Raw genomic sequence first — 23,531 nt, 5'->3', positions numbered from 1 at the left:
CGGTCGGCGGCGTCCGGCCCGGTCCGGTCCCGGGCCGCCGGACGGTGTCTCACGCCGCGAGCCACTCCTTGAGCCAGGCCCGCAGCCCCGTCTCCGTCTCCCCGGAGCCCGCCCAGGCGACGTACCCGTCCGGCCGGACCAGGAACAGGCCCTCCCCGTACGGCGCGCAGGACGGCACCTCGACGGCGCGCACGTACGGGGGCAGCCCGGTGGGCGCGGGCGTGGCGACCGCGAGGAGCGTCCAGTGCGGGCCGCGGAACGCGTCGAAGAGGCGGACCCCGCCCGGCCGTCCGTCCGGGGCCCGGTCCCCGGCCCGCAGCGCCGCCCCGGCCGGCAGCACGTCCCGGGACAGCGGCGACTCGCGGTAGTGCAGGCCGAGCTGTTGGGTCTCCCTGCCGCGCCTGGCCTCACCCCGGTGGACGCGGGTGGACAGGCCGAGCATCGCCGCCGCGTTGGGCAGCCGCTCCCGCTCGTAGGTGTCGAGCAGTGCGCCGGGCGCCCCCCGCCTGAGGACCGCGCCGAGCTTCCAGCCCAGGTTGTACGCGTCCTGCACACTCGTGTTGAGGCCCTGTCCGCCCGCGGGGGAGTGGACGTGGGCGGCGTCCCCGGCGAGGAACACGCGGCCCGCGCGGAAGCGGTCGGCGAGCGCGGCGCGCACCGTGAAGTCCGAGGCCCACCGCACCTCCTCCACTTCCTCCGCGCCGACATGGGTGCGCTCGGCCACCAGCGCGCGCACCGCCGCCGGGCCCGGGTCCACGCGCGTCCCCGCCGGCAGTCGCGCGACGAACTGGAAGACGTCGGTGGCCGGGAGCGGGCAGGCCGTCGCGAAACCGGTCTCCTCCTCGCCGGGGAAGATGTGCCAGTGCTCGCGGTCCAGGGCGCCGTCAGCGATCCGCAGATCGGCGACGAGCATCGGCCCGGGGTCGACCGTCTCGCCGGTCATACCGATGCCGAGCAGCCGGCGCACCGTGCTGCGCCCGCCGTCCGTGCCCACGACGTAGGCCGCGCGCACCGGCTCCGGCCGCCCCGCGAAGCGCAGCGTCACCCCGTCCGCGTCCTGGTCGAGGCCGGTCAGCTCCCGCCCGTACGCGACGCTCCCGCCCAGGGCGGTGAGCCGGTCCCGCAGCAGCCGCACCGTGCGCCACTGCGGGACCAGCCAGGCGCCGCCGTACGGCTCGGTCTCCGTGACCACCGGTTCGTCGAACATGCGGTGCTCGCCGCGCGGCCGCCCGTCCGCCCACAGCAGCCCGACGGGCGGGGGCCCGCCGCCCGCGAGCATCCCCCCGGCCACCCCGAGATCGTCCAGGACCTCCAGGGTGCGCGGCTGCACGCCCTTGCCGCGCGAGCCCGGGAACAGGCCCGTACCGCGCTCGGCGAGCAGCGTCCGCACCCCGCGCCGCGCCAGGTCGCAGGCGAGGACGAGACCGGCCGGCCCCGCCCCGATCACCGCGACCTCCCAGCTCTCCGCTTCCGGGTTCCCCATCGCCCGCCCCTTCCTTAACACCGTTAAACCCTGTCCTCCGCAGCGTGCGCTTAACGCTGTTAAATTGTCAAGGGAGGGAGAGCCGGGCCGGCGGATAGATTGGGGGCGTGCCCACGAAGAGAGAAGCCCCCCGCCTCGACCGCGCGCAGGTCGTCGACACCGCGCTGCGACTGCTCAACGAGGTCGGTCTCGACGGGCTCAGCCTGCGGCTCATCGCCCGGGAACTGGACGTCAAGGCGCCCGCCCTCTACTGGCACTTCAGGAACAAGCGGGAACTGCTCGACGAGATGGCCACCGAGATGTACCGGCGGATGACCGGCGGGCGCGAGGAACCGGCGGGCGCGGCCGGGATGAGCTGGCGCGAGCGGACGACGGCCGTGGCGCGCGGACTGCGCTCCTCGCTGCTCGCCTACCGGGACGGCGCGCGGGTCTTCACCGGAACCCGCCTCACCGGCACCGAGCACGGCGCGGGCATGGAGGCGAACCTGCGCGCGCTCACCGACAGCGGCTTCACGCTGGAACAGGCGATCCGCGCGACCACGACCGTCTTCACCTTCGTCCTCGGCTTCGTCGCCGAGGAGCAGGGCATGCGCACCTACCCCGACGACAGCCGCCCCGCCTTCGACGTCACGGAACGCGCCCGCCGCCTCTCGGGCACCCCTCTCGCGGCCGAGGCCGGGCACTACGTCTTCGAGGGCTACGACGAGGCGTTCGAGGAGGGCCTCGCCCTGCTCGTGGAGGGGGCGGCGGCGCGGTACGGGGTGGCGTGATCCGCCAGGCGGCCCACCCGGAACCGGACCCGGGCGGCGGCCCCGCGCCCCGTCTCAGCGCCCGGTGCGCAGCTCGCGCACGGCTCCCACGAGCGCCTTGCGCAGTACGGGGGTCAGGGGCCGTTCCACGAAACGGTGCAGGAGCCAGGCGAGCAGCAGCATGCCCGCGATCGTGGCCGGGAGGGTCACGGCGGCCGGCAGGCCCAGGCGCACGTGCAGCGCGTGCACCACGACCCAGCCGAGGTGCTCGTGCACGAGGTAGAAGGGGTAGGTGAGCGCGCCCGCGAGGGTCAGCCAGCGCCACCGCGCCCAGTCGAACCAGCCCACCGCGATGGCCGCGACCGCCGCGAAGCCGAAGGTCACGACGGCGATGATCACGAGCGTCGAACGGTAGGAGAACGCCTCGACGGTGTGCGGGTGCCACAGGTCGGCCACCGCGTAGTGCTGGCCCAGCACCAGACCGGTCGCCGCGATACCCCAGCCGAGGGTGTCCCGCCGGTCGCGGTGCACGAGGTACAGGCCGATCCCGCCGACGAAGAAGGGCGCGTACGAGGGCATGAGGACCTGCTCCAGCAGCGCCGAGTCCGCCGCGTCGGTGAGCGCCGCGCCCAGCGTCCACAGCGCGCAGAACAGCACGACCCGCTGCCGCGTCGCCCCCGGCAGCACGACGCACACCGCGAACAGCGCGTAGAAGCGCAGCTCGGCCCAGAGCGTCCAGCACACGCCCAGGACGCGGTGGGCGCCCAGGGGCATCTGGAGCAGCGACAGGTTGAGCAGCGTGTCGCTCGGCGACAGCGCGTCCCACGCGACGAACGGCAGCGCGAACACCGCCGTCACCAGCAGCACCGCGCACCAGTAGCCGGGCATCAGCCGGGAGACCCGGGACGCGAAGAACGCCGAGAGCGACCGCCCCCAGCCGCTCATGCAGATCACGAACCCGCTGATGACGAAGAAGATCTGCACCCCGAGCGGACCGTAGGCGAACCACTCGCTGAGCCTCGGGAACTGGTGGGCCGGGGAGGAACCCCAGGCCCGCGTGATGTCCCCGCCGCGCCCGCCGTAGTGGTAACAGGCCACCATGAGCGCGGCCAGCAGTCGCAGCCCGTCCAGGGCCCGCAGCCGGGGGCGGCGCGCGGGTGCGGGGCCCGCGGCGGGAGCCTCGACCGGGACGGCGGCCCCCGTTCCCCGCCCACCGGCCGACCCGTCTCCGGGCAGCGACACCGGGCCGCTCACGCCGTTCCCGGGCGCTGACACCGCACCGCCCACCCCCTCGTGCGGCGGCGACACCGGTGTCCCGGGCGCCGGGTTCCGGCGTGCGGCCGGTCCCCCGGACGACGGCCCGTGCGGGGGACCGGTCAGTGTGCGGTCGGCGGGAGCGGACATGGAGACCCTTCCGGGTGCGGGACCGGGCCGGGGCGGGCCCGGACGGGGGCGGGGCTGGACGGGGCGGGGCGGGGCTGGACTGTGCGAGGGCGGTGGGTGAGGCGAGGGTGGTGGCGGTGGTTGAGGCGGTGGCGGTGGTTGAGGCGGGGGCGGCCCGGTGGGGCCGGAGCCGTCAGCGTAGGCCCGTGGCCAGGCCCCCGACCGGCCTCGCGAACGCCGTTCGCCGTCTCTTCCACGGCTGTTCACCGGGGCGTCGAGCGGCCCGTACGCGGCGCCGGTGGGACGACGAGGGCGCGTCCCGGCGGACGACGGGGGCGCCTCAGCGGGCGACGGGGGCGTCCCGGCGGGCGACGGGGGCGTCCCGGCGGGCGACGGGGGCGTCCCGGCGGGCGACGGGGGCGTCCCGGCGGGCGAAGGGGCCCGTTCTCCCCCTCGCGGCCCCCGCCCGTCACTCCAACCGCACTACACTCGTGTCGAGTTGATCACCTGATGGGCGCTACGCAACGGAGTTGGCGATGGCCGGAACGCGGGACACGGGCAACACCTCTGAGATCGACACCACCCGGCCGCATCCGGCCCGGATGTACGACTGGATGCTGGGCGGCAAGGACAACTACCCGGTGGACGAGGCGCTCGGCCGGCAGATGGTCGCCCTGGAGCCGCAACTGCCCGTCATGGCACGGACGAACCGGGCCTTCATGCGCCGCAGCGCCCTGTGGCTCGCGCGGAGCGGCGTCCGGCAGTTCCTCGACGTGGGCTCCGGCATACCCACCGAACCCAACCTGCACCAGATCGCGCAGGGTGTGGCTCCGGAGGCCCGCGTCGTCTACTGCGACCGCGACCCGATCGTGATGGCACACGCCGAGGCGCTCCTGCGCGGAACGCCCGAAGGAGCCCTCGACTTCGCCCTCGTCGACGCCCACGACACCGACGCGGTGCTCGAACTCGCCACCAAAAACCTCGACTTCGAGCAGCCCGTGGCCGTCCTCCTGGTCGCGCTGCTGCACTTCGTCGCCGACGAGGACGGCGCGTACGAGCTGGTGGAACGCCTCAAGGACAAGCTGGCACCCGGCAGTTACCTCGTCATGTCGCACTTCACCGCCGACTTCCACTCGCCGGAGGAGGTGGCGAAGGCCGACAGCATGTACAAGGCGAAGGGTCTCACCGCCGCCCTGCGCACCAAGGAACAGTTCGGCCGCTTCTTCGAGGGCTTCACCCCCGTGGAGCCCGGCATCGTCCTGGCCGAGCACTGGCACCCCGAGCTGGGCGAACCGGCCCCCGGACTGGAGAACGGCGGCACCAGCTCGACGTACGCGGCGGTGGGACGGAAGGACTGAGGGCGGGCGCCGGGCGGCGGGCGCCGGGTGACCCGTGGCGGATGGAGGCTCACCGCCGCCACGCGCCGCCGGGGGCGGCTCCCGCCCGGCCCGAGACGCCGTTCCCCCGCTCTTCCCCGGTCGTTCACCGGCGCGTCGCGCGTGTTTCCCGGGGGGCCGCCAGGCTGCAAGCCGCCCGCCGGACACTCCGCCACCGGCGGCCCCGGCCGCCACGCGACCCGTCGGGGCGCCGGCCGTCCCGAGCGCTTGGAGCACCATGTCGAGAACCCGCGGCCCCCGCGACAGCACGGAGGAGGCGCGCGGGCCGGGTCCCAAGCCGGCGCCCGACCTGGAGAGCTGCCTGCGCGCCTGCGCCACGCACAGCGGGAAACTGGTCGCGGGCCTGGACCGGAGCCGTAACGAACTCGCCGAGTCACTGCGCCAGTTGCTCGCGCTGTACGCCTCCAGGCCGCTGCCCGCCCCCGTCCTGCCCGCCCCGACGAGTGGTGGCGGGCTGCTGCGCCGCCCGGCGGCCGGCACCACCCGGCCCGCGCCCGCCCCGCCCCGGCTGGACAACGCGCTGCTCGACGCGCTGCTCACCGTCGCGCACAAGGCCCTGGACTGCGGCTACGAGGACGAGGCACGGCTCGCCGCGGGCGTGTCCGAAACGCTCGTCAGCCTGCGCGCGGGCTCACGCGCCGCCTGGCGCCTGCACGCCCGGGTGCTGGAGACGGCCGGCGCCGAGTCCGCCGCCCTCGCCGCCTACGAGCGGTACCTCGGCCTCACCGAACAGGACGGCTTCGGCATCCGCCCCAAGACCAACGGGATGCGGATCGCCGCCGAACGCCGGCACGCGCTGCTGGTCCGGCTCGCCGCCGACTGCCCCCGGGCCGCCGCGCACCGCGGCGCCCCCGTCACCGAGACCTGGACCGAAGGGCTCGACCTCGCCGCGCGCGGCGACTGGGAGGGCGCCCGCGCCCTGCTGACCGGCGCCCTGCTGACCCTCGGCGACGGGGAGTCCGCCGACGAGTTCCAGGACGCGCTCGGCCAGTACCTCGACCTCGCCTCCCGCACCCTGACCCACGAGGCCGCCCACGTACCCGGAGCCGGTCCCGGAGGGCTCACCGGGCTCAACGCGCTGCTCGCCGACTACGCCGAACTGCGCCGCAACCGGATGCGCGGACCGGTGGACGACCCGACCGTCGGCGGGGTCAACTGGCTCTCGCTCGGCGAGTTCCGCCATCACATCGAGGGCCGCACCGTCTGCCTGGTCGCCAACTCCGGGCGGGTCGGGGCGAGCACCATGGGCCCCCGGATCGACGCGTACGACCTCGTGGTCCGCTTCAACTCCTACCGCGTCGACCCGGCCGCGACCGGCAGCCGCACCGACCTCCACGTCACCATCCACAAACACGGCTTCAACTGGGAGAAGCCCGTCACCACGCGGCTCGTGTTCGGCGGTGACCTGGGGGACTGGCGGTACTCGCTGCGCAACCGGCTCGTCCCGGGCGCGCAGCGCAACCTGGGCGACGAGTCACTGCGCTGGCCGCTGCGCGAGATCGGCGGGGTGTCGGCGCGGGCGTGGCCCGGTATCCCCACCAGCGGCTTCAACATGCTGTACCTGCTGGACTTCCTCGACGTCAGCCCCGTCATCGACCTGATCGGCTTCGACTTCTACGAGAGCGGCGCCTACCGCACGGACGAGGCCATGAAGCTGCCCGTCACCTCCGTGCACGAGTACTCCGACGAGAAGACCTGGGTCATGGAACGCGCCCAGCACGTCGACGACATGAGGATCGCCCTGAGATGACCGTGCCCACCGCCCCCGGACCGCCGGTCCTGCCCACCGCCCCCGGACCGCCGGTCCGTCCGGCCACCGCCCCCGGCCGGCCGCTGCCGGACGGGCCCGACACCTCCGCGCACCGCCTCACCGGCAGACGGCGCGTCGCCTTCGCGAGCTTCGTCGACGAGAACTACCTGCCCGGCTTCCTCGCCCTGCTGCGCAGCCTCGCCCTGTCCAACCCGGGGGTGTGCGAGGACTTCCTCGTCCTGCACGACGGACTGCACCCCGATGCGATCGCCCGCATGCGCGCCCTCCACCCACGCCTCAGGCTGCGCCGGGTCGACGCCGGACGCTACGACGCGTACGTCAAGGGCGACCAGGCCAACTACCTCGTCCGCAAGGCGTACTTCATCCTCGACGTGTTCCGGGTCCGGGACTACGACACCGTCATCACCCTGGACACCGACATGATCGTCCTCGGTGACCTGGGGGAGCTGCTGCGGCTGCGCGAAGGGCTCGCCGCCGTACCGCAGTTCTACTTCGGCACGTACAAGCTCAACAGCGGACTCCTCGTCATCCAGAAGGAGTTCCTCTCCGACGCCTTCTGCGCCCGGATGGACGAGACCGGCCGCTCGGGCGCCTACGAACTCGACAAGCACGACCAAGGCGTACTCAACGCCCTGGTCGAAGGGGCCTTCACCCGGCTCGACCCGCGCTACAACTTCGTGAAGCGGCGCCTGCGCGGGGACCTCCCGGTGCCCGAGGACACCGCCGTCCTGCACTTCACCGGCCGCCACAAACCCTGGCAGGGCGGTGAGAGCGGATACGCCGGGGCCGAGGCACGCTGGCACGCACACGACCTGAGCGACGCGGAGTTCCAGGACGCCTTCATGGCGCTGCCCGGAGGCAGACACCCCGACCTGCTCATCCACCTCGGCACGCCCCACGTGCACCGCACCGGAGACGTCACCGCCGCCCGCCACATCGCCACCGCCCACATCGGCCGGGGCGAGTACGAGAGCGCCGTCGACATCCTCGGCCGGGTCAGCATCCCCGTGCACGAGGCGTGGCCGCACGAGGTCCTCGGCCACGCCCTGCTCAGCGTCTCCCGCTACGAGGAGGCCCGCACCCAGCTGCTGCTCGCCGCGAACGCCCCCAACCGGGCGGCGACCGCGTACTCCCGGCTCGCGCAGATCGCCTGGATACACGGAGCCGACCGCGAAGCCCACGAGCACGCCCGGCAGGGCCTGTCGGTGGACGTCACCCACCGCGCCAGCCGCATCTGGCACCGGCGCACCGAGGCGGCCGCCGCCGGGGTACCGCCCCGCCGGCCAGAGGGCGCCCCGGCAGACCAACTCGCCCACGTCGCCTTCTACATGGAGCAGCAGGGCAACGCGGGCGACAAGGTCCTCCCGGAGAGCGTGCGCCTCGCGTTCGGCGAGGACACCGGAGACCGCTCCTGGCACTCCGTCCACGCCCACCGCCTCTTCGACCGCGCCGCCCTCGACCGGGTCAACGCCCGGCGGGGCCTCGTCATCGGCGGCGGCGGACTGTTCATCCCGGACACCGCGCCCAACGGAAACAGCGGCTGGCAGTGGAACGTCCCCGACGAACTGCTCGCCGCGATCGAGGTCCCGATCGTCGTGCACGCCGTCGGCTTCAACGCCTTCGACGGGCAGTCCTACCGCCACCGCCGCTTCCGCGACAGCCTCCAACTCCTCGTCGAACGGTCCTCGTTCTTCGGGCTGCGCAACCACGGATCGATCGACAAGGTCCGCTCGATGCTCCCGGCCCACCTGCACGACCGGGTCCGCTTCCAGCCCTGCCCGACCACCGTGACCCGGCAGCTCGTGCGCGGCTGGCAGGACCCCGCGAGCCGCGAGGACACCATCCTGCTCAACGCCGCCTACGACCGGGCCGGACTGCGCTTCGGCCACGACTACGGCCACTTCCTCGCCGAGACCGCCAAGGCCGTGCGCCGCCTCGGGGAACTCGCCGAGGTGAAGATCGCGGCCCACGCCCTGGACGACGAGCGCATCGCCTTCGACCTGCGCCGCGAACACGGCATCTCGCTGCCCGTACTGCCCCTGTACGACTACGGCAACGACGAGATCCGCGACACCTACGCCCGTACCCGGCTGGTCATCGGGATGCGCGGGCACGCCGGGATGATCCCCTTCGGCTGCGGCACCCCCGTCATCAGCCTCGTGTCCCACCCGAAGATGGCGTACTTCCTCGCCGACATCGAACGGCCCGACTGGGGCGTGTCCGTCCACGAACTCCACCTCGCCGACCGGCTCGTGGAACGCGCGAGCGCCCTGCTCGCCGACCACGCCGCGAGCGTCGCCGACGTCCACGACCGCCAGCGCGCCCTGTGGGCGACGACGGAGGCCAACGCGGCCGACATCCGCGTCGTCCTGGGCGGCTGAACCGAGTCGTCCTGGGCGGCGGCTGAGCCGAGAAGAGCGCGGGGTCCGTAGGGGAGGGGAGGGGAGGGGCACACCCGCCGGGTGCGCCCCTCCCTGTATCCCTCGTATCCCTGTATCCCTCGTATCCCTCCGCACCACCGCTACTTGGGGCCGGCCGTCCTCCGTTTGAGCGCGCGGGCCCGCCGCGCCACCTTCCGTACGGCCGCGGTGCGCGGCAGGAAGGCCAGTTGCTGCGGGACCCCGCCCGGCAGCCCGAGCGCGGTCAGGCGGCGCCGCTTGAAGTAGCGGCGGGTACGGTCGTCCAGGTGCCGCGCCAGATACGCCTCAGCCGCGCCCCGGAGCCCCGGGTAGATCTTCGGCTGCATCGCGAACCCGACCGCCACCAGCAGGTCCTGCACCCCGGCCGCCGCCACGTCCAGCTCCTGCGCCTCGACGGCCGCGCGGTCCGCCGCGTCGGGCAGCAGGGCGTCCACGACGGTGACCGGGACCCGGTTGCTGTTCTCGTAGGGGGCCAGCCGCTCCAGCAGCAGCTCCGTGCCCGTGCGCGCGACCGGCAGGCCGTAGCAGGAGGCCGCCGTCAGCAGCGCCGTCGAGAAACAGCCGACGACCAGCGCGGGCCGCAGCCGCTGGTACAGCACCTCCGCGAGGACGGGTACGTCCAGCACGGTCAGGGCCACCCCGAGCCGCCGCGCCTCCTCCTCCAGACGGCGCGAGAACCGCGCCGGGGCCGTGGGATGCGGCTTGAACAGCAGGTGCGCGTGGCCCAGCCGGACCGCGCCGCGCACCATCGTCGCGTGCAGCTCCTCCTCCTCGTCCGCGGTCAGGATGCCCAGCGCCGACAGGTACTGCCCGAGCAGCAGCGCGGGCCGCTCCGCCGCCCGCGCCACCTCCTCCGGCAACTCGGGCGCGTCCGCGCCGATCTCGTCCAGGACCGAGAGGAAGGCCGCCGTCGGCACCAGCTCCTGCTCCACCCCGAACTCGGTGAGCAGCAACGGCCGCAGCCCCGGCACGAGATCCAGGTGCAGCAGCCGGGAGATCCGGGTGCCGATCAGCGGGTCCAGCCTGATCCGGGTCGGCCCGTAACTCATCAACCCGTCGGCGTACACGTCGATCCGGGCGCCCGTGAAGATCGCGGTCACCGCGAGCGCCGGGACGACCTGGACGGACTCCGCGACCAGCTCCACCTCGTCGTCCCCGAGCCGCCACAGCAGCCGCAGATAGCGTTCCCACAGCGGGATGTCGTCGGGCGAGGGTTTCCAGGACCCCGGGTGGAACGGGAAGACCGCCTCGTTCCAGTGCCGCACCTCGCCGAACCGCGACCGCAGCCGGGCGAAACCGGCCATCGCGTCGGGGCCGGGGGTGGTCTCCGGGTTCGCCGCGTTGTTGCTCAGCAGCAGGATCGTACGGTCCACGGGGGCGAAGGCGCCCGCGTCGATCGCGGCGGCCAGCGTGGCCGTCCCGTACAGCGTCGAGGCGAGGAAGATCCGGGTCGTCACGCCGCCACCCCCGCCGCCGGACGCCGCCGCAGCTTGCGCAGCAGCGTCGCGCGCTCCACGTCCATCGAGGACAGCGCCCCGTCCAGCACGTCCTGCGGCAGCCGGCGCAACGCCGCCGCGCTCCCCTCCCGCAGCTTGCGCGCCACCGAGGGCTGGAAGTGCTCGGCCCGCCCCATGTGGTGCGCGATGATCGCACAGTACGTGCGCACCGCCTTCGGCAGCAGCCGGTCCGCGTCCCGGTCCCCGGAGGTCTCGCTCACCAGCCGGTCGAAGGCCGCGAGGAAGTCGAGCTGACGCACGTCGCCGATCTGGGTGAGCGAGGTCGTGACCCCGCGCCGGTAGAAGTAACCGAGCACGTTCACCGCCGCGCAGGACCGCGCCTCACGGTGGAGCCGCCAGATCCACGGCCGGTCCTCAGCGGTGTGCAGCCCCTCGGGGAACTCCATGAGCCCCGCGTCCAGCAGCCTGCGGTGGAACACCCCCGCCCAGGAGTACGGGTAGTCCACGGAGGTCGACCGCTCGGCCGGCAGGATCAGCTCCCGCGGATCGAGGGCCGTACCGCGCCGCCCGATCGGCGCGCGGTGCACGGTGCGGGCCCGAGCGGTACAGCGCACATGATCGGTACGCACGAAGTCGACGTCCAGCGCCTCGGCCGCGTCGAGCAGCTTCGCGAGGTACCCGGGGGCGAGCCAGTCGTCCCCGTCCAGAAACATCAGGTACTCGCCGCGCGCCGCACGCAGCCCCGTATTGCGGGCCGTACCGATACTGCTGTTCCTCTCGTGCCGTATCTGCTGAACGGGAGCGCCCAGGGACGAGGCGGCGGCGGCCACCACGTCCTGCGTGCCGTCCGTGGAACAGTCGTCGACGAAAACGAACTCGAAATCGTCACGGGCGTTCGCACGGAGACTGCGCAGCGCTTCGGGGATGAAAGGCCGAACGTTGAAGAACGGCACGATGACGGAGAGCTTGACCACCCGCCCGACGCTAGGCGCCGGCCCGTCCCGGCCGCTGACCTAGGGACGTACGCCGGGTGAAATCGGGATGGCGGGGAGGGCAAGGGGGGCGCGGGGGCCTCGCCGCCGGGGGTCGGCGGACGGGCGCGGCGATTCGAGAAGACAAACACGGTGAACTTCGCGAACCGGGCGGGGCGACTGCCGGGGGTGCGAATGATTTCCCGGCAACTCTGTCACGTGGGGGTCGGCGGACCGGCGCGCACTCGAATGTGGCGTACGCGCCGTATCGCGGCATTTACTTCGTCCGGAAAAGAGATGATTGATAGGTGCATGTAAGTGGCGCGGCGTATTGGCCGGATAGCCCGCCGTGACCACTCCGGGCGGCGCTGGCGGCTCTGGTCACCCCTTGACGCCGTCATATGACCCGGCGTTAACTCCTGGCTTCTTGTGTGTTTTCTGTGAACCAGAGGTGGGGTTGTGTGGGACGGGAGTAGGCCGGGTGACCAGTCCGTGCCGGTAGGGGCGCACCGACGGCGGGGGAGTCGTTGGGCCGGCGCCTTGCTGGGTTCGGCGCTGGTGCTGGGGCTCGTGCCGTCGGCGGCCGGGGCCGCTTCCGCGAGCACACCCCGGGCGGCGGACACCGGGGCACAGCAGCCGGCCTCGCCCGGTACGGGGACGCGGGGCGACCAGGGTTCGTCGGAGACCGACCGGGCCGTCGCCGAGGCGAAGCGCACGGGCAAACCCGTCGAGGTGGTCTCGATGCGCGGCGAGTCGCGCGATGTGTACGCCACCCCCGAGGGGCACCTGGAGGCACGGGAGTACCTGCGGCCGGTGCGTGCCCGGCAGGGCGGCAAGTGGGTCGACGTGGACACCGACCTGGAGGTGTCGGCGGCGGGGGTGCGGCCGAAGGCGGCGGTCACGGAGGTGACGTTCTCGCCGGGCGGCGACGTTCCCCTGGTGCGCATGGAGCGGGCCGGGCGTGAGCTGTCGCTGTCCTGGCCGGGTGCGCTGCCGAAGCCGGACGTGGCCGGGGACACGGCGACGTACCGCGAGGTGCTTCCGGGTGTGGATCTGCGGATGGGCGCGCAGACCGACGGTTTCACCCAGTTGCTGGTGGTGAAGAACGCGGAGGCGGCGGCCAACCCCGAGCTGGGGGCGCTGCGGTTGAGGCTCGCCGCCGACGGCATGGAGGTCAAGGAGACCGCGGCGGGCGGCCTGGAGGCGGTCGACAACGGCGCGGGGAGTGCCGTGTTCGAGGCGCCGACACCGCAGATGTGGGACTCCTCGGCCGGCCCGGAGGGCGAGGACGCCGCGAAGACGTCGTCCCGCACGGGTGCGCCGGCGAAGGCGGTCGCGGGGGAGGACGCCGAGCCCGGCGCGGCGGAGTCCGGCAAGCTGGCCCCGGTCGGGGTCGAGGTACCCGCCGGTGGCAAGGAGCTGGTCCTGACACCGGATCAGGAGGTGCTGACCGGCAAGGACACGCGCTACCCGGTGTTCATCGACCCGCAGTGGTACACACCCAAGGCGTCGTCCTGGACGATGGCGTCGAAGTACTGGGCGTCGTCGCCGCAGTGGAAGTTCAACGGCGACCACGACGCGGGCCTGGGCTTCTGCGGCTGGGACTACTGCGCACCGCACGACACGAAGCGGCTGTTCTACCAGATACCGGTGTCGAAGTTCGCGGGAAAGTCGGTCCTGTCCGCGGAGTTCGTGGTCCGCAACACGTGGTCGGCCTCGTGTGGTGCGCGCAGTGTCGAGCTCTGGCAGACCAAGGGCATCACCTCGTCGACGACGTGGAACTCGCAGAACGCCTCCGGTTTCTGGACCAAGAAGCTCGACTCGGCCTCGTTCGCGTACGGGTACACGGGATGCTCGGCTAAGGACGCCGAGTTCGACGTGAAGTCGGCGGTGCAGTCGGCGGCGAACAGCAAGGCGTCCACGATGACCTTCGGCCTGCGCGCGACAGAGAGCGGCGAGTCGGACAAGTACACGTGGAAGCGGTTCTCGGACAAGGCGTACCTGCGCGTCCAGTACAACCGGCCGCCCACACAGGTGCGGACCTCGCAGCTGAAGATGGAGTACGGGGGGAGCTGCAAACCGTCGGCTTCGGCGGTGCGGGTGCGCACGCTGGGGAAGCTGTACGCGAACAACGTGACCGATCCGGACGGGGACCCGGTGGCGGTGCAGTTCCAGGCGTCCTGGGGTGCGAACAACACGCCGCAGTGGAAACCGGCCCGTACGGCGACGATGAAGTCCGGTAGTTCCTTCACGGTGACCCTGCCTTCGTCGATCCCCAAGAACACGAAGATCAACTGGTATGTACGGGTGTGGGACGGGGCGCAGTACTCACCGTGGTCGTCCGCGGGTGACCCGCAGGCGTGCTACTTCACCTATGACACCTCCGTGCCGAGGGCGCCGTCGGTGGTGTCGGGGGAGTATCCGGGGATCAACCCGGAGGACCCTGAGGATCCCTGGTACGACGGGGTGGGCAAGTACGGGACGTTCACCTTCAAGGCGGCCGATTCCGATGTCACCACGTACTGGTACGGCGTGAACGGCTCGCCGCCCTCAGCGCACAAGATCTCCACCAGTGGCGGCGCTGCGAAGTCAGTACGGATGCTGCCACCGGAGTCCGGGCTCAACGCCCTTGAGGTGCAGGCCCTGGACGCCGCGGGAAACGCCAGCGAGCCGGCCTACTACCAGTTCCGCGTGCGCGCGGGTCAGCCCGACCGCGCCACCTGGCAGCTGGACGAACCGGACGGGGCGAGCGAGGCGAAGGGGTCGACGCCCGCACGGACGATGGACGTGCGTGGCGGCGTCGCCACGGGCGGGGAGGGCGCCATCGGCTCGTCCGCGCACTTCAACGGCTCGGACGGGTACGTGTACAGCGACCTGCCCGTCGTGGACACGAGCGGCGGGTTCGCGGTGTCGGCGTGGGTGAAGCTCGACAAGATGCCGAAGGAGGCGGTCGTCGTAGCCAGCCAGACCGGCAATGACGCCCCGGGCTTCGAGTTGTACTACTCCTCGTCGTACGACCGCTGGGTGTTCAACCAGTACACGGAGGACAAGCCGGGCTCCACGCCCGTGCGGGCCATGGCGGCTCAGCCGGGCGACGCGAAGGCCGGCGTGTGGACGCATCTGGTCGGTTCCTACAGCTCGGCCGACGACAAGCTGGCCCTGTACGTGAACGGGAAGCCGGCGGGGGAGACCGCTTACAGCACGCCGTGGGAGGCCCGCCGGGGCTTCCAGCTCGGTGCTGGGTCCTACGGTGGTGGAGCGCGCGGCGCGTTCTTCCCCGGCTCGATCGACGAAGTGCAGGTCTTCGACAAGCCGCTCGCCCTCGACGAGGTCGCGCTGCTGAAGGACAAGCAGGACGTGGGTGACCCAGGGCGTCCCGCGGTGGCGCAGTTCACGCTGGACGAGCCGGTGGGTGCGACGAAGGTCGAAGGACACGGGCAGGTGTTCCCGGCGAAGTACTCGGGGGGTGTGACCACCGGTGTGGAGGGCGTGACAGGCAAGGCTGCCCACTTCAATGGCACGGACGGTTACGGCCGGATGGCGCGGAGCCGTGGCCCGCATCTGAACACCTCTCGCAGCTTCACTGTCTCGGCCTGGGCGAAACTGGACAGGAAGCCCGCCGTCGCGGCGGTCATCACCGCGCAGGCCGGGAAGGTCAAGCCGGGCTTCGAGCTGTACTACTCGTCTGCGTACGACCGGTGGTCGTTCGACCAGTACTCGGAGGACAGCGCGGACGGCAAGGTGATCCGGGCGATCCAGCCGGAGGGCGCCACGGCCAGGACAGGCGAGTGGGTGCATCTGGTCGGCGTCCACGACACCGTGGCCAACACCCTGACCCTGTACGTGAACGGCGCCAAGGCAGGTACGACGAGCCTGCCGAACGCCTGGTACGCGGACCAGTCGATGTTCCTTGGTGCCAACGTGTACGACGGGGACGCGAAGCCCTCGAACCACTTCCCCGGAACCATCGACGACGTCCGGCTCTACGACCGCGTCCTCTCCGCTGAGGAGATCGCGCAGATGGTACGTCAGCACCCCCTGCTGAAGGGACGCTGGAGTTTCGAGTCGGTATCAGGGAGCACGCCCGCGACGACGCCGGACCTCTCCGAGGAGAAGAGGACGATGACGCTGCACGGCGGTGCCCGCTCCGGGTACGGCCTCGTGGGCGAAGGCGTGGACCTCAACGGAACTGACGCCTACACCTCGACCGCGACGATGCCGGTCGACACATCGACGAGTTTCACCGTCACTGCCTGGGCATCGGCGGCCGCACGTCCGGACAAGAGGAAGACCGTGCTGTCGGCGGAAGCAGAGCAGGGCAGTCCGCTGAAGGTGGACTGGGTGCCCGGTTCCGCGACCACTGGCGAGCAAGGGCGCTTCGAACTGAGCATTGCCGCGAAAGACGGTGGCGACGCCACGGTGAGACAGGTGTCGAGCGACTTGTTCTACGAGGTCACCGACTGGAATCACCTGGCCGTCGTCTACGACGGCTTGACCAAGGAAGCTCGTCTCTACGTCAACGGCATCCTTCAGGAAGATGTCTGCGGCGACGACGACGGTGACGGCCAGGCGGACGAGTCCGGCTGCCAGGACATGATCGCCTGGGGCGACAACATCCTCTCGTACAAGGCGAACAAACGCTTCGATGTCGGCGCCACCGTCACCGGCGGCAAGGTGTCCGTGGACTCTCTCTTCCCCGGCACGATCGACGAGGTGTGGGCGTTCCAGGGTGCGCTGGACGCCAGCCAGGTCAACTTCCTCGCCGGCAGCTTCTGGGATCTGCCGACAGAGGTCCCGCCCAGCAACTGATGGCCGAGCACCCTCGTCCCCCTTCTTCCTGTCTCCGGCCCGCGCCGACCGGCGCCCGTAATCGAAAGACGTCCCGATGAAGATCCGAACGTTCCGCCATCGGCGTGTGGTCAGGCGACGGCTGTCCCTGCTGCTCAGCGGTGCTCTCGCGGCCGGCCTGATACAGGTCACGGCTTCGCCCGCCGAGGCGTTGCCCGGCTGGCCCGCAGGGCAGGTGTCGAGCGACCACCCGGTCGAAGGGAAGCGCGGCACCACAGCAGAGCCGCGAGCGAAGGACGAGATTCCCGCACACCCGACGCCTCTGCCTCACAGCTGGCCGAAGCCGCAGAACGCGTCGGTCGACCTGGGAGCTGTGGAGGGCAAGGGAACGAGGCATCTGCGGCAGGCCGGGAAAAGCCCGCTCAGCCTCGCGCCCACCGAGGACGGGACGACCGCGTCCAGGGCCACTTCGAAGGCGCGCACACGCGGCGGCCACGTCCCAGGAACGGTGGCCACCGAGGTCCTGAGTGAGAAGCGGGCCGTCGCGGTCGGCGTCCGGGGTCTTCTCTTCACGCTCAGCCCGGCCCCGGCGCCAACAGACACCACGACCGAGGACGCCGATCACGCCGCCACGCCGGGCCCGGTCTCCGTGGGCGTGGACTACTCCTCCTTCGCCGGCGCCTACGGAGGGTCCTACGCCTCACGGCTGAGGCTGGTGGAGTATCCGGCCTGTCTGCTGAGCAGCCCGGAGAAGGCGGCCTGCCGGACGGCCCGGCCGGTGGCGTCGCGCAACGATACCCAGGCTCAGTCGCTGAGCGCCGCGACCGTTCCCCTGTCCGCCACGGGGCCGACAGTGCTGGCAGCGGTAGCCGACACGGAGGGGGGCAAGGGCGACTACAAGGCGACGTCACTGACGGACGCCGCGTCCTGGTCCACCGACCTGAATTCGGGTGACTTCAACTGGTCTTACGACTTCGGCGCCCCCGGCGTCCCCGGGGGCCTGGCTCCCAGTCTGAGTCTGTCCTACTCCTCGGGAACGCTGGACGGCCGCACCACCAACACCAACAACCAGAGTTCGTGGGTCGGTGACGGCTTCGACCTGGGAACCGGGTCGATCGAGCGCCGCTACCAACCGTGCGCCGACGACGGGGAGAAGAAGAACGCCGACGGCAACAGACCCGGTGACCTGTGCTGGGACTACGACAACGCCTTCCTCAGCTTCAACGGCAAGGGCGGGGAGCTCGTCCCCACCGGCGCCGACACCTTCAAGCTTCAGGACGACGACGGCACCCGCATCGCCCGGCTGCGCTCCACCGACCGGAACAACGGTGACGCCGACGGTGAGTACTGGCGAGTGACCGACCCGAGCGGCACCCGTTACTACTTCGGCTACAACCGGCTGCCCGGCTGGGCCGAGGGTGACGAGACGACGGACTCCGTGTACACGGTGCCGGTCTTCGGCAACAACACGAGCGAACCCTGTCACAAGGACGACTTCGCCTCGTCGTACTGCCAGCAGGGCTGGCGCTGGAACCTCGACTACGTCGTCGACACGCACGGCAACGCCATGAGCTACCACTACACGAAGGAGGAGAACTCCTACGGCCGCAATCTCAAGGTTGAGGACGACACCCGCTACACCCGGGGCGGTTACCTCAAGCGTATCGACTACGGCATCAGGTCGAGCCGTGTCTTCGCGGACAAGCCGCTGGCCCAAGTGGTCTTCTCCAACGCGGAGCGCTGCCTGCCGCAGTCCGGGGTGACCTGCGAAACATCCACGATCAAGGACAAGGCCACCTACTGGTACGACACCCCGTGGGACCTGAACTGCGACTCGGGCACGAAATGCGACAAGGGCCGGCTGTCGCCGTCCTTCTGGACGCGTAAGCGGCTGACAGGTCTCACTACTCAGGCCCTGCAACCCAACGGTACCTACGACAAGATCGACTCCTGGTCCTTCGGCCACGAGTGGGGCATGGCGGACACCGACTACCAGCTCCTGCTGAAGAGCATTCAGCACACGGGTGCGTCGGCCTCGACGGCGATGCCGCCGATCACCTTGCCGAAGACGACATTCGCGTACACGCAGCTCGCCAACCGGCTCGACAAGACCGGGGACGGTTACGCACCCTTTATCAAGTCGCGGCTCACGGACATCGACGGGGAGACCGGAAGCCGGACGAGTGTCCTGTACTCCAGCCCGGCGTGCGACGCCGGCGCGTTGCCGAAGCCGGAGACGAACACCACGCGCTGCTACCCGCAGTACCTGGATCAGGACCCGGACGCGACCAGCACTGAGATCCAGTGGTTCAACAAGTACGTCACCAGCCAGGTCACAGCCTCGGACCGCACCGGCGGAGCCGAGGACATGGTCACCCGCTACGAGTACCTGGGCCCGGCCGCCTGGCACTACAACGACTCGGACGGTCTGACGAGGAAGAAGTACCGCACCTGGGACCAGTGGCGCGGCTACGGCCAGGTGCGTGTCCTCACCGGTGGCAGTCAGGGCTTGAAGTCGCAACAGGACACGTACTTTCTTCGCGGTATGGACGGTGACCGCAAGGACGTCACCGGCGGCACGAAGAGCGTGTCTGTCACCCTGAGCAGCGGGGAAGGTGACCCGATCACCGACCTCAATCCCTACGCCGGGTCAACGTACAAGACCGTCACATACGACAAGCCCGGCGGAAAGATCCTGGGCAAGTCGGTGAGCCATCCCTGGCACCACGAGATGGCGAAGAGGACACGGGACTGGGGGACCGTCACCTCCGATCTGACCGGCACCTCCCAGACCGTCAACTGGACGTCCCTGGATGCCGGCGCCGGCGTCAAGTGGCGTACCACACAGACCGATACGACGTACGAAACCGTCGCCGGCCGGCCCTCGCAGGTCAACGACCTCGGCGACACAAGCACCTCGGCCGACGACCAGTGCACCCGCACCACCTACGCGGACAACGCCGCCGACAACATCCTCGACGCCACCTCCCGTGTCGAGACAGTCGCGAAAGCGTGCACGGCGACCGTCGACCGCACCAAAGACGTGGTCAGCGACGACCGCAATGCCTATGACGGCGGCGCCTACGGGGCAGCTCCGTCCAGGGGCGACGTCACCGCCGCCGCAAGCCTCAAGTCGTACACGGGAACCAAGGCGACCTACCTGGAGTCGGGGACGACGTACGACTCGTACGGGCGCGAGCTGACCACGACGGACCTGACCGCGAACGTCACTGTGGACGGAAACGCCACACCGGTACGTACCGCCCGCAACGACGGCCGTGTCACGACGACTTCGTACACTCCCGCCACGGGCCTGCCCACTCAGGTGAAGACGGTCACGCCGCCGGCCAAGACAGGCGACAGTTCGACCAGCCTCACCACGACACACGCCCTGGACCCGCGTCGCGGGCAGCCGGTAACCGAAACGGACGCCAACGGCAACGCGACGTACACCGCCTACGACGCTCTGGGCCGCACCATCAAGATCTGGCTGGCCGGCCGGCACCTCACGGACCGGCCCGACTACGCCTACAGCTACCAGATCGCCGACGGCAAGCCGACCGTTGTGGGGGAGGTCGGCCTCAACAACGCCGGCGGCGCCACCCGCCCCACCTATACTTTCTACGACGGCCTCCTGCGCGAGCGGCAGACCCAGGCGCCCGGTCCTGCGGGCGGCACCCTCGTGGCGGACACCTTCTACGACAACCGAGGTCTGGTCGAGAAGTCGTTCGACTCCTACTTCACCACGGGCAGTCCATCGACCAGCCTCTTCCAGCCCGATAACGCTCTGACCGTCGAGTCCCAGATCCACACCGCTTACGACGGCCTCGGCCGGGCCACCCAGTCCCAGCACATCGCGGGCAACGGATCCGGCGAAACCACCGTCCTGAGCACCACGAAGACGATCTATGGGGGCGACCGCACCACCGTCATCCCGCCTGTGGGCGCTACAGCCACCACTACCCTCACCGACGCCCGCGGACGCACCAGCGAACTCCGCCAGCTCCACCAGCGTGACATCGGCGCCGACGCGGACGTCACCACGTACGCGTACGACTCTCGCGGTCAACTCGCCGGCGTCAGGGACCCGGCGGGCAATAAGTGGACCTATACCTTCGACCAGCTCGGCCGCCAGACCAGTGCCACTGACCCCGACAAGGGCACGTACAAGACGTCCTACGACGACCGAGGCCAAGTCACCTCCACCACTGACGCCCGCGGTATCGGTCTCTACAGCCTCTACGACGGCCTGGGACGCAAAACCCAGCTACGCGAAGGCAGCGCGAGCGGCACACTCCGCGCGGAGTGGACGTACGACTCCCTCACGAACGGCAAGGGCCTGCCCGTCTCCACCACCCGTTACGAGGACGGCTACGCCTACACCGCCAAGGTCGGCAAGTACGACCCCCTGGGCCGCGCCACCCAGCAGTCCGTCATCATCCCCGCCGCGAAGGGGAAACCCGAAGAGCACCTCGCCGGTACCTACCAGTCGGCCACGAGCTACCTGCCCTCCGGCTTGGTCAACAGCACCAGCACCTCCCCGGTCGGCTCCCTGCCGGCGAGCCAGGTGTACTACACCTACGACGATGACACGCTGCTGCCCGCCACAGTCGGAACGGCGGGTATCAAGGGCACCACGGCATACAACCAGCTCGGCCTCACCCAATCGGTCACAGTGGGTCCCACCGACAGCGCGAAGGCCACTCGGGTCGCCAACACGTATGAACGCGGCACCCGGCGCCTGGCCACCCAGACCGTCTCCCGATGGGAGCAGCCCGGCGAGGACCGCTACGCCACCTACCACTACGACGAAGCCGGCAACATCACCTCGGTCGCCGACACCTCCCGCACCGGCACCGACAACCAGTGCTACATCTACGACTACCTCGGTCGCCTGACCGAGGCATGGGCCCAGGGCGCCACCACATGCTCGGGAAGTCCAGCCACCGCAGCCCTCGGCGGGCCGGCACCCTACTGGCAGACCTTCACCTACGACCTCACCGGTAACCGCACCACCGAGATCCAGCACGACCTCACAGGACAGAGCGCCAAGAACACCAAGAGCACTTACACCTACCCGCCCGCGGGCGCTGATCAGCCGGCCCACGGCCTCGGCCAGGTCAACACGGTCGGCCCCTCCGGCACGCGCTTGGACAGATATACCTACGACCCGGCCGGCAACACCGAAACCCGGCCCGGCCAAACCCTTGTCTGGGATGCGGAGAACCATCTCTCCTCGGTAACCGAGGAGAACGGCACCAAGACGTCGTACCTCTACGACCCGGACGGAAACCGGCTCATCGCTCGCACCCCCACCGAGACCACTCTCTACCTCGGCGCTGCCGAACTCACTCTCGCCAAGGGCGCCACCAAACCGAAAGCCACCCGCTACACCGACCTCGGTGGCGGCATCACCGCCGTCCAGGACGATGACGGCTCCTTCAGCTACACCATCCCCGACCACCAGGGCACCGGACAGCTCGCCATAGATGCCAACACCCTGGCCATCCAACAGCGGCGCACCACACCCTTCGGCCAGCCACGCGGTACCGCGCCTACCGATTGGCCGGGCACCAAGGGCTTCGTCGGCGGCACCGACGACACCGAAGCCACCGGCCTCCAACACCTCGGCGCTCGAGAGTACGACCCCGCGATCGGGCGCTTCATAAGCGTTGACCCGATCATGGACCTCGCCGACCCCCAACAGAGCAACGGCTACGCCTACGCCAACAGCAGTCCCGTCACCAGCAGTGACCCCACAGGGCTGCAGCGCCCAATGCTGGACACGACCGGCGGTGAAAGCCGCCCGATGCCCGGCAGCGACAATTGCTACCAGGGCAACATGTCGGCGAGCTGCGACGGCAAGGTCGGCACTCATCCGAGTGGGGGAAGTTCGCACGGGTCGGCGAAAAGCGGAACCAGCACGTACACGCCAGCGAAGAACAGTAAAAGATCGAACGTCAAGAAGCTCATTACCAGAAAAAAGGATGCGACGCCGGAACAAGTGGCGAGCGCCTGGATGTCGTACGGAAGTCACCTTGAAAGGAATGATTTCTGGGACACCAGAGTGGGGTTCGGGGGGCGGACCAGCCTCGCTTGTTACGGAGCCCTCGCCTGCCAGAAGGCGTACCAGGAGTGGATTTCGACAAGGGACTTCGATAAAGCCCGAAACATAGCTGCTACGTATTGCCTCGACAATGAGGACGAATGCGGCGAAGCCGAGAAGCAGTTCAAGATCTCGCTTGCCCTGGTCGATGGCATCACGGCTGCTCTCGAAGCGCGGTCCGGGACGCGGGGGCGGGCGGTATGTGGTCAACACAGTTTCCTCGCCGGGACCGAAGTGGAACTGGCCGATGGCACCACGAAAGCAATCGAAGATGTTCGCACGGGCGACAAGGTGCTCGCTACGGACCCCGAGACCGGAAAGACGCGCGAACGTGAAGTAATCGCCACCATAGTGACGGAGACCGACAAGGACTTCACGCGTCTCACTGTCCAAGGGGAAGGCAAGAAGTCCCTTCTCGCCGCCACCGACACCCATCCCTTCTGGTCCCCCGACCGTCATGAGTGGATCGATGCGGGCGACCTGAAGGCCGGTGACCTGCTGCGGACCTCTTCAGGCGATTCCCTTGAGATCAGCGCAATCCGCCACGACCAGCAGCGCAAGCGCACCTACGACCTCACTGTCGACCGCACGCACACGTACTATGTACTCGCTGGTCAGACGCCGGTACTCGTTCACAACAGCCCATGCCCCAACGGGAAGCTGTCGGATCCCCTGCCTCGGGGGATGAACAACAAGATCGCTTCGGCCTATGACGACGTGAAGGCGGGACGGATTCCTTCGCACGACACCTACGGGGGGCGTGAACACCCGTGGTGGGCAGGTTCCAAGGAGTACCGCGTGCCTGGGAGGCCGGAAACTGACAGAATCCTGGAAAAGGAGCTGCCGAACGGCGTCAAGGTATACGGCTGGACGTCCACGCATTACACGAAAATCCAACGTTTCAGTGCACCCCATTTTCCTGACGCGGGGTGGAATTAGTAGCTCTATTGGTTAACTGGTGCAGCGACTTCATTGTCGCTGCACCAGTTCCGGTTTGAGGATTAGG

At 70.2% G+C, this 23,531-nt stretch carries 10 protein-coding genes; 6 read left to right on the top strand and 4 right to left on the bottom strand.

Annotation, left to right across the window (positions count from 1 at the left end; translation table 11 throughout):
- Nucleotides 1-49: 49 nt before the first annotated feature.
- On the bottom strand, nucleotides 50-1,483 hold the full coding sequence (locus ACFYMP_RS21700) for an FAD-dependent monooxygenase (protein ID WP_388859987.1): 1,434 nt from the start codon (nucleotides 1,481-1,483) through the stop codon (nucleotides 50-52).
- Nucleotides 1,484-1,590: 107 nt separating this feature from the next.
- Here ACFYMP_RS21700 and ACFYMP_RS21695 point away from each other — a divergent pair, with 107 nt between their 5' ends.
- A complete protein-coding gene (locus ACFYMP_RS21695) occupies nucleotides 1,591-2,253 on the top strand; it encodes a TetR/AcrR family transcriptional regulator C-terminal domain-containing protein (RefSeq protein ID WP_388859984.1) in 663 nt (220 codons plus the stop codon).
- A 54-nt stretch (nucleotides 2,254-2,307) separates the two neighbouring features.
- On the opposite strand, the gene ACFYMP_RS21690 is transcribed toward ACFYMP_RS21695, so the two are convergent.
- Entirely contained in the window at nucleotides 2,308-3,486 is a 1,179-nt protein-coding gene (locus tag ACFYMP_RS21690) for an acyltransferase family protein (protein ID WP_388859981.1), read from the bottom strand.
- 665 nt (nucleotides 3,487-4,151) lie between these two features.
- On the opposite strand from ACFYMP_RS21690, the gene ACFYMP_RS21685 reads away from it, so the two are divergent.
- The 3 genes from ACFYMP_RS21685 (at nucleotide 4,152) to ACFYMP_RS21675 (ending at nucleotide 9,164) form a co-directional block, all read left to right on the top strand.
- Complete coding sequence (locus tag ACFYMP_RS21685; protein ID WP_388859978.1) at nucleotides 4,152-4,973, top strand: SAM-dependent methyltransferase; 822 nt, start codon at nucleotides 4,152-4,154, stop codon at nucleotides 4,971-4,973.
- 256 nt (nucleotides 4,974-5,229) lie between these two features.
- Nucleotides 5,230-6,762, top strand: a complete 1,533-nt coding sequence (locus ACFYMP_RS21680; protein ID WP_388859975.1) for a glycosyltransferase family 29 protein — start codon at nucleotides 5,230-5,232, stop codon at nucleotides 6,760-6,762.
- The gene (locus tag ACFYMP_RS21675; RefSeq protein ID WP_388859972.1) at nucleotides 6,759-9,164 is read left to right on the top strand and encodes a glycosyltransferase; all 2,406 of its coding nucleotides are present in this window, start codon (nucleotides 6,759-6,761) and stop codon (nucleotides 9,162-9,164) included. Before ACFYMP_RS21680 ends, ACFYMP_RS21675 begins: the two co-directional genes overlap by 4 nt.
- Nucleotides 9,165-9,304: 140 nt before the next feature.
- On the opposite strand, the gene ACFYMP_RS21670 is transcribed toward ACFYMP_RS21675, so the two are convergent.
- Both ACFYMP_RS21670 and ACFYMP_RS21665 read right to left on the bottom strand, forming a co-directional pair.
- On the bottom strand, nucleotides 9,305-10,660 hold the full coding sequence (locus ACFYMP_RS21670; protein WP_388859969.1) for a polysialyltransferase family glycosyltransferase: 1,356 nt from the start codon (nucleotides 10,658-10,660) through the stop codon (nucleotides 9,305-9,307).
- Nucleotides 10,657-11,634, bottom strand: a complete 978-nt coding sequence (locus ACFYMP_RS21665) for a glycosyltransferase family 2 protein (RefSeq protein ID WP_388859966.1) — start codon at nucleotides 11,632-11,634, stop codon at nucleotides 10,657-10,659. Before ACFYMP_RS21665 ends, ACFYMP_RS21670 begins: the two co-directional genes overlap by 4 nt.
- A 738-nt stretch (nucleotides 11,635-12,372) precedes the next feature.
- Between ACFYMP_RS21665 and ACFYMP_RS21660 the strand changes: the two genes are divergently transcribed.
- Both ACFYMP_RS21660 and ACFYMP_RS21655 read left to right on the top strand, forming a co-directional pair.
- Nucleotides 12,373-16,440, top strand: a complete 4,068-nt coding sequence (locus tag ACFYMP_RS21660) for a LamG-like jellyroll fold domain-containing protein (RefSeq protein WP_388860166.1) — start codon at nucleotides 12,373-12,375, stop codon at nucleotides 16,438-16,440.
- A 76-nt stretch (nucleotides 16,441-16,516) separates the two neighbouring features.
- Nucleotides 16,517-23,464, top strand: coding sequence for a polymorphic toxin-type HINT domain-containing protein (locus ACFYMP_RS21655; protein ID WP_388859963.1), 6,948 nt, complete (start codon nucleotides 16,517-16,519; stop codon nucleotides 23,462-23,464).
- Nucleotides 23,465-23,531 lie beyond the last annotated feature (67 nt).

The sequence above is a fragment of the Streptomyces sp. NPDC007088 genome, from assembly GCF_042869355.1.
Classification (GTDB): Bacteria; Actinomycetota; Actinomycetes; order Streptomycetales; family Streptomycetaceae; genus Streptomyces.
This window is presented reverse-complemented; position numbering and strand designations above follow the sequence as displayed.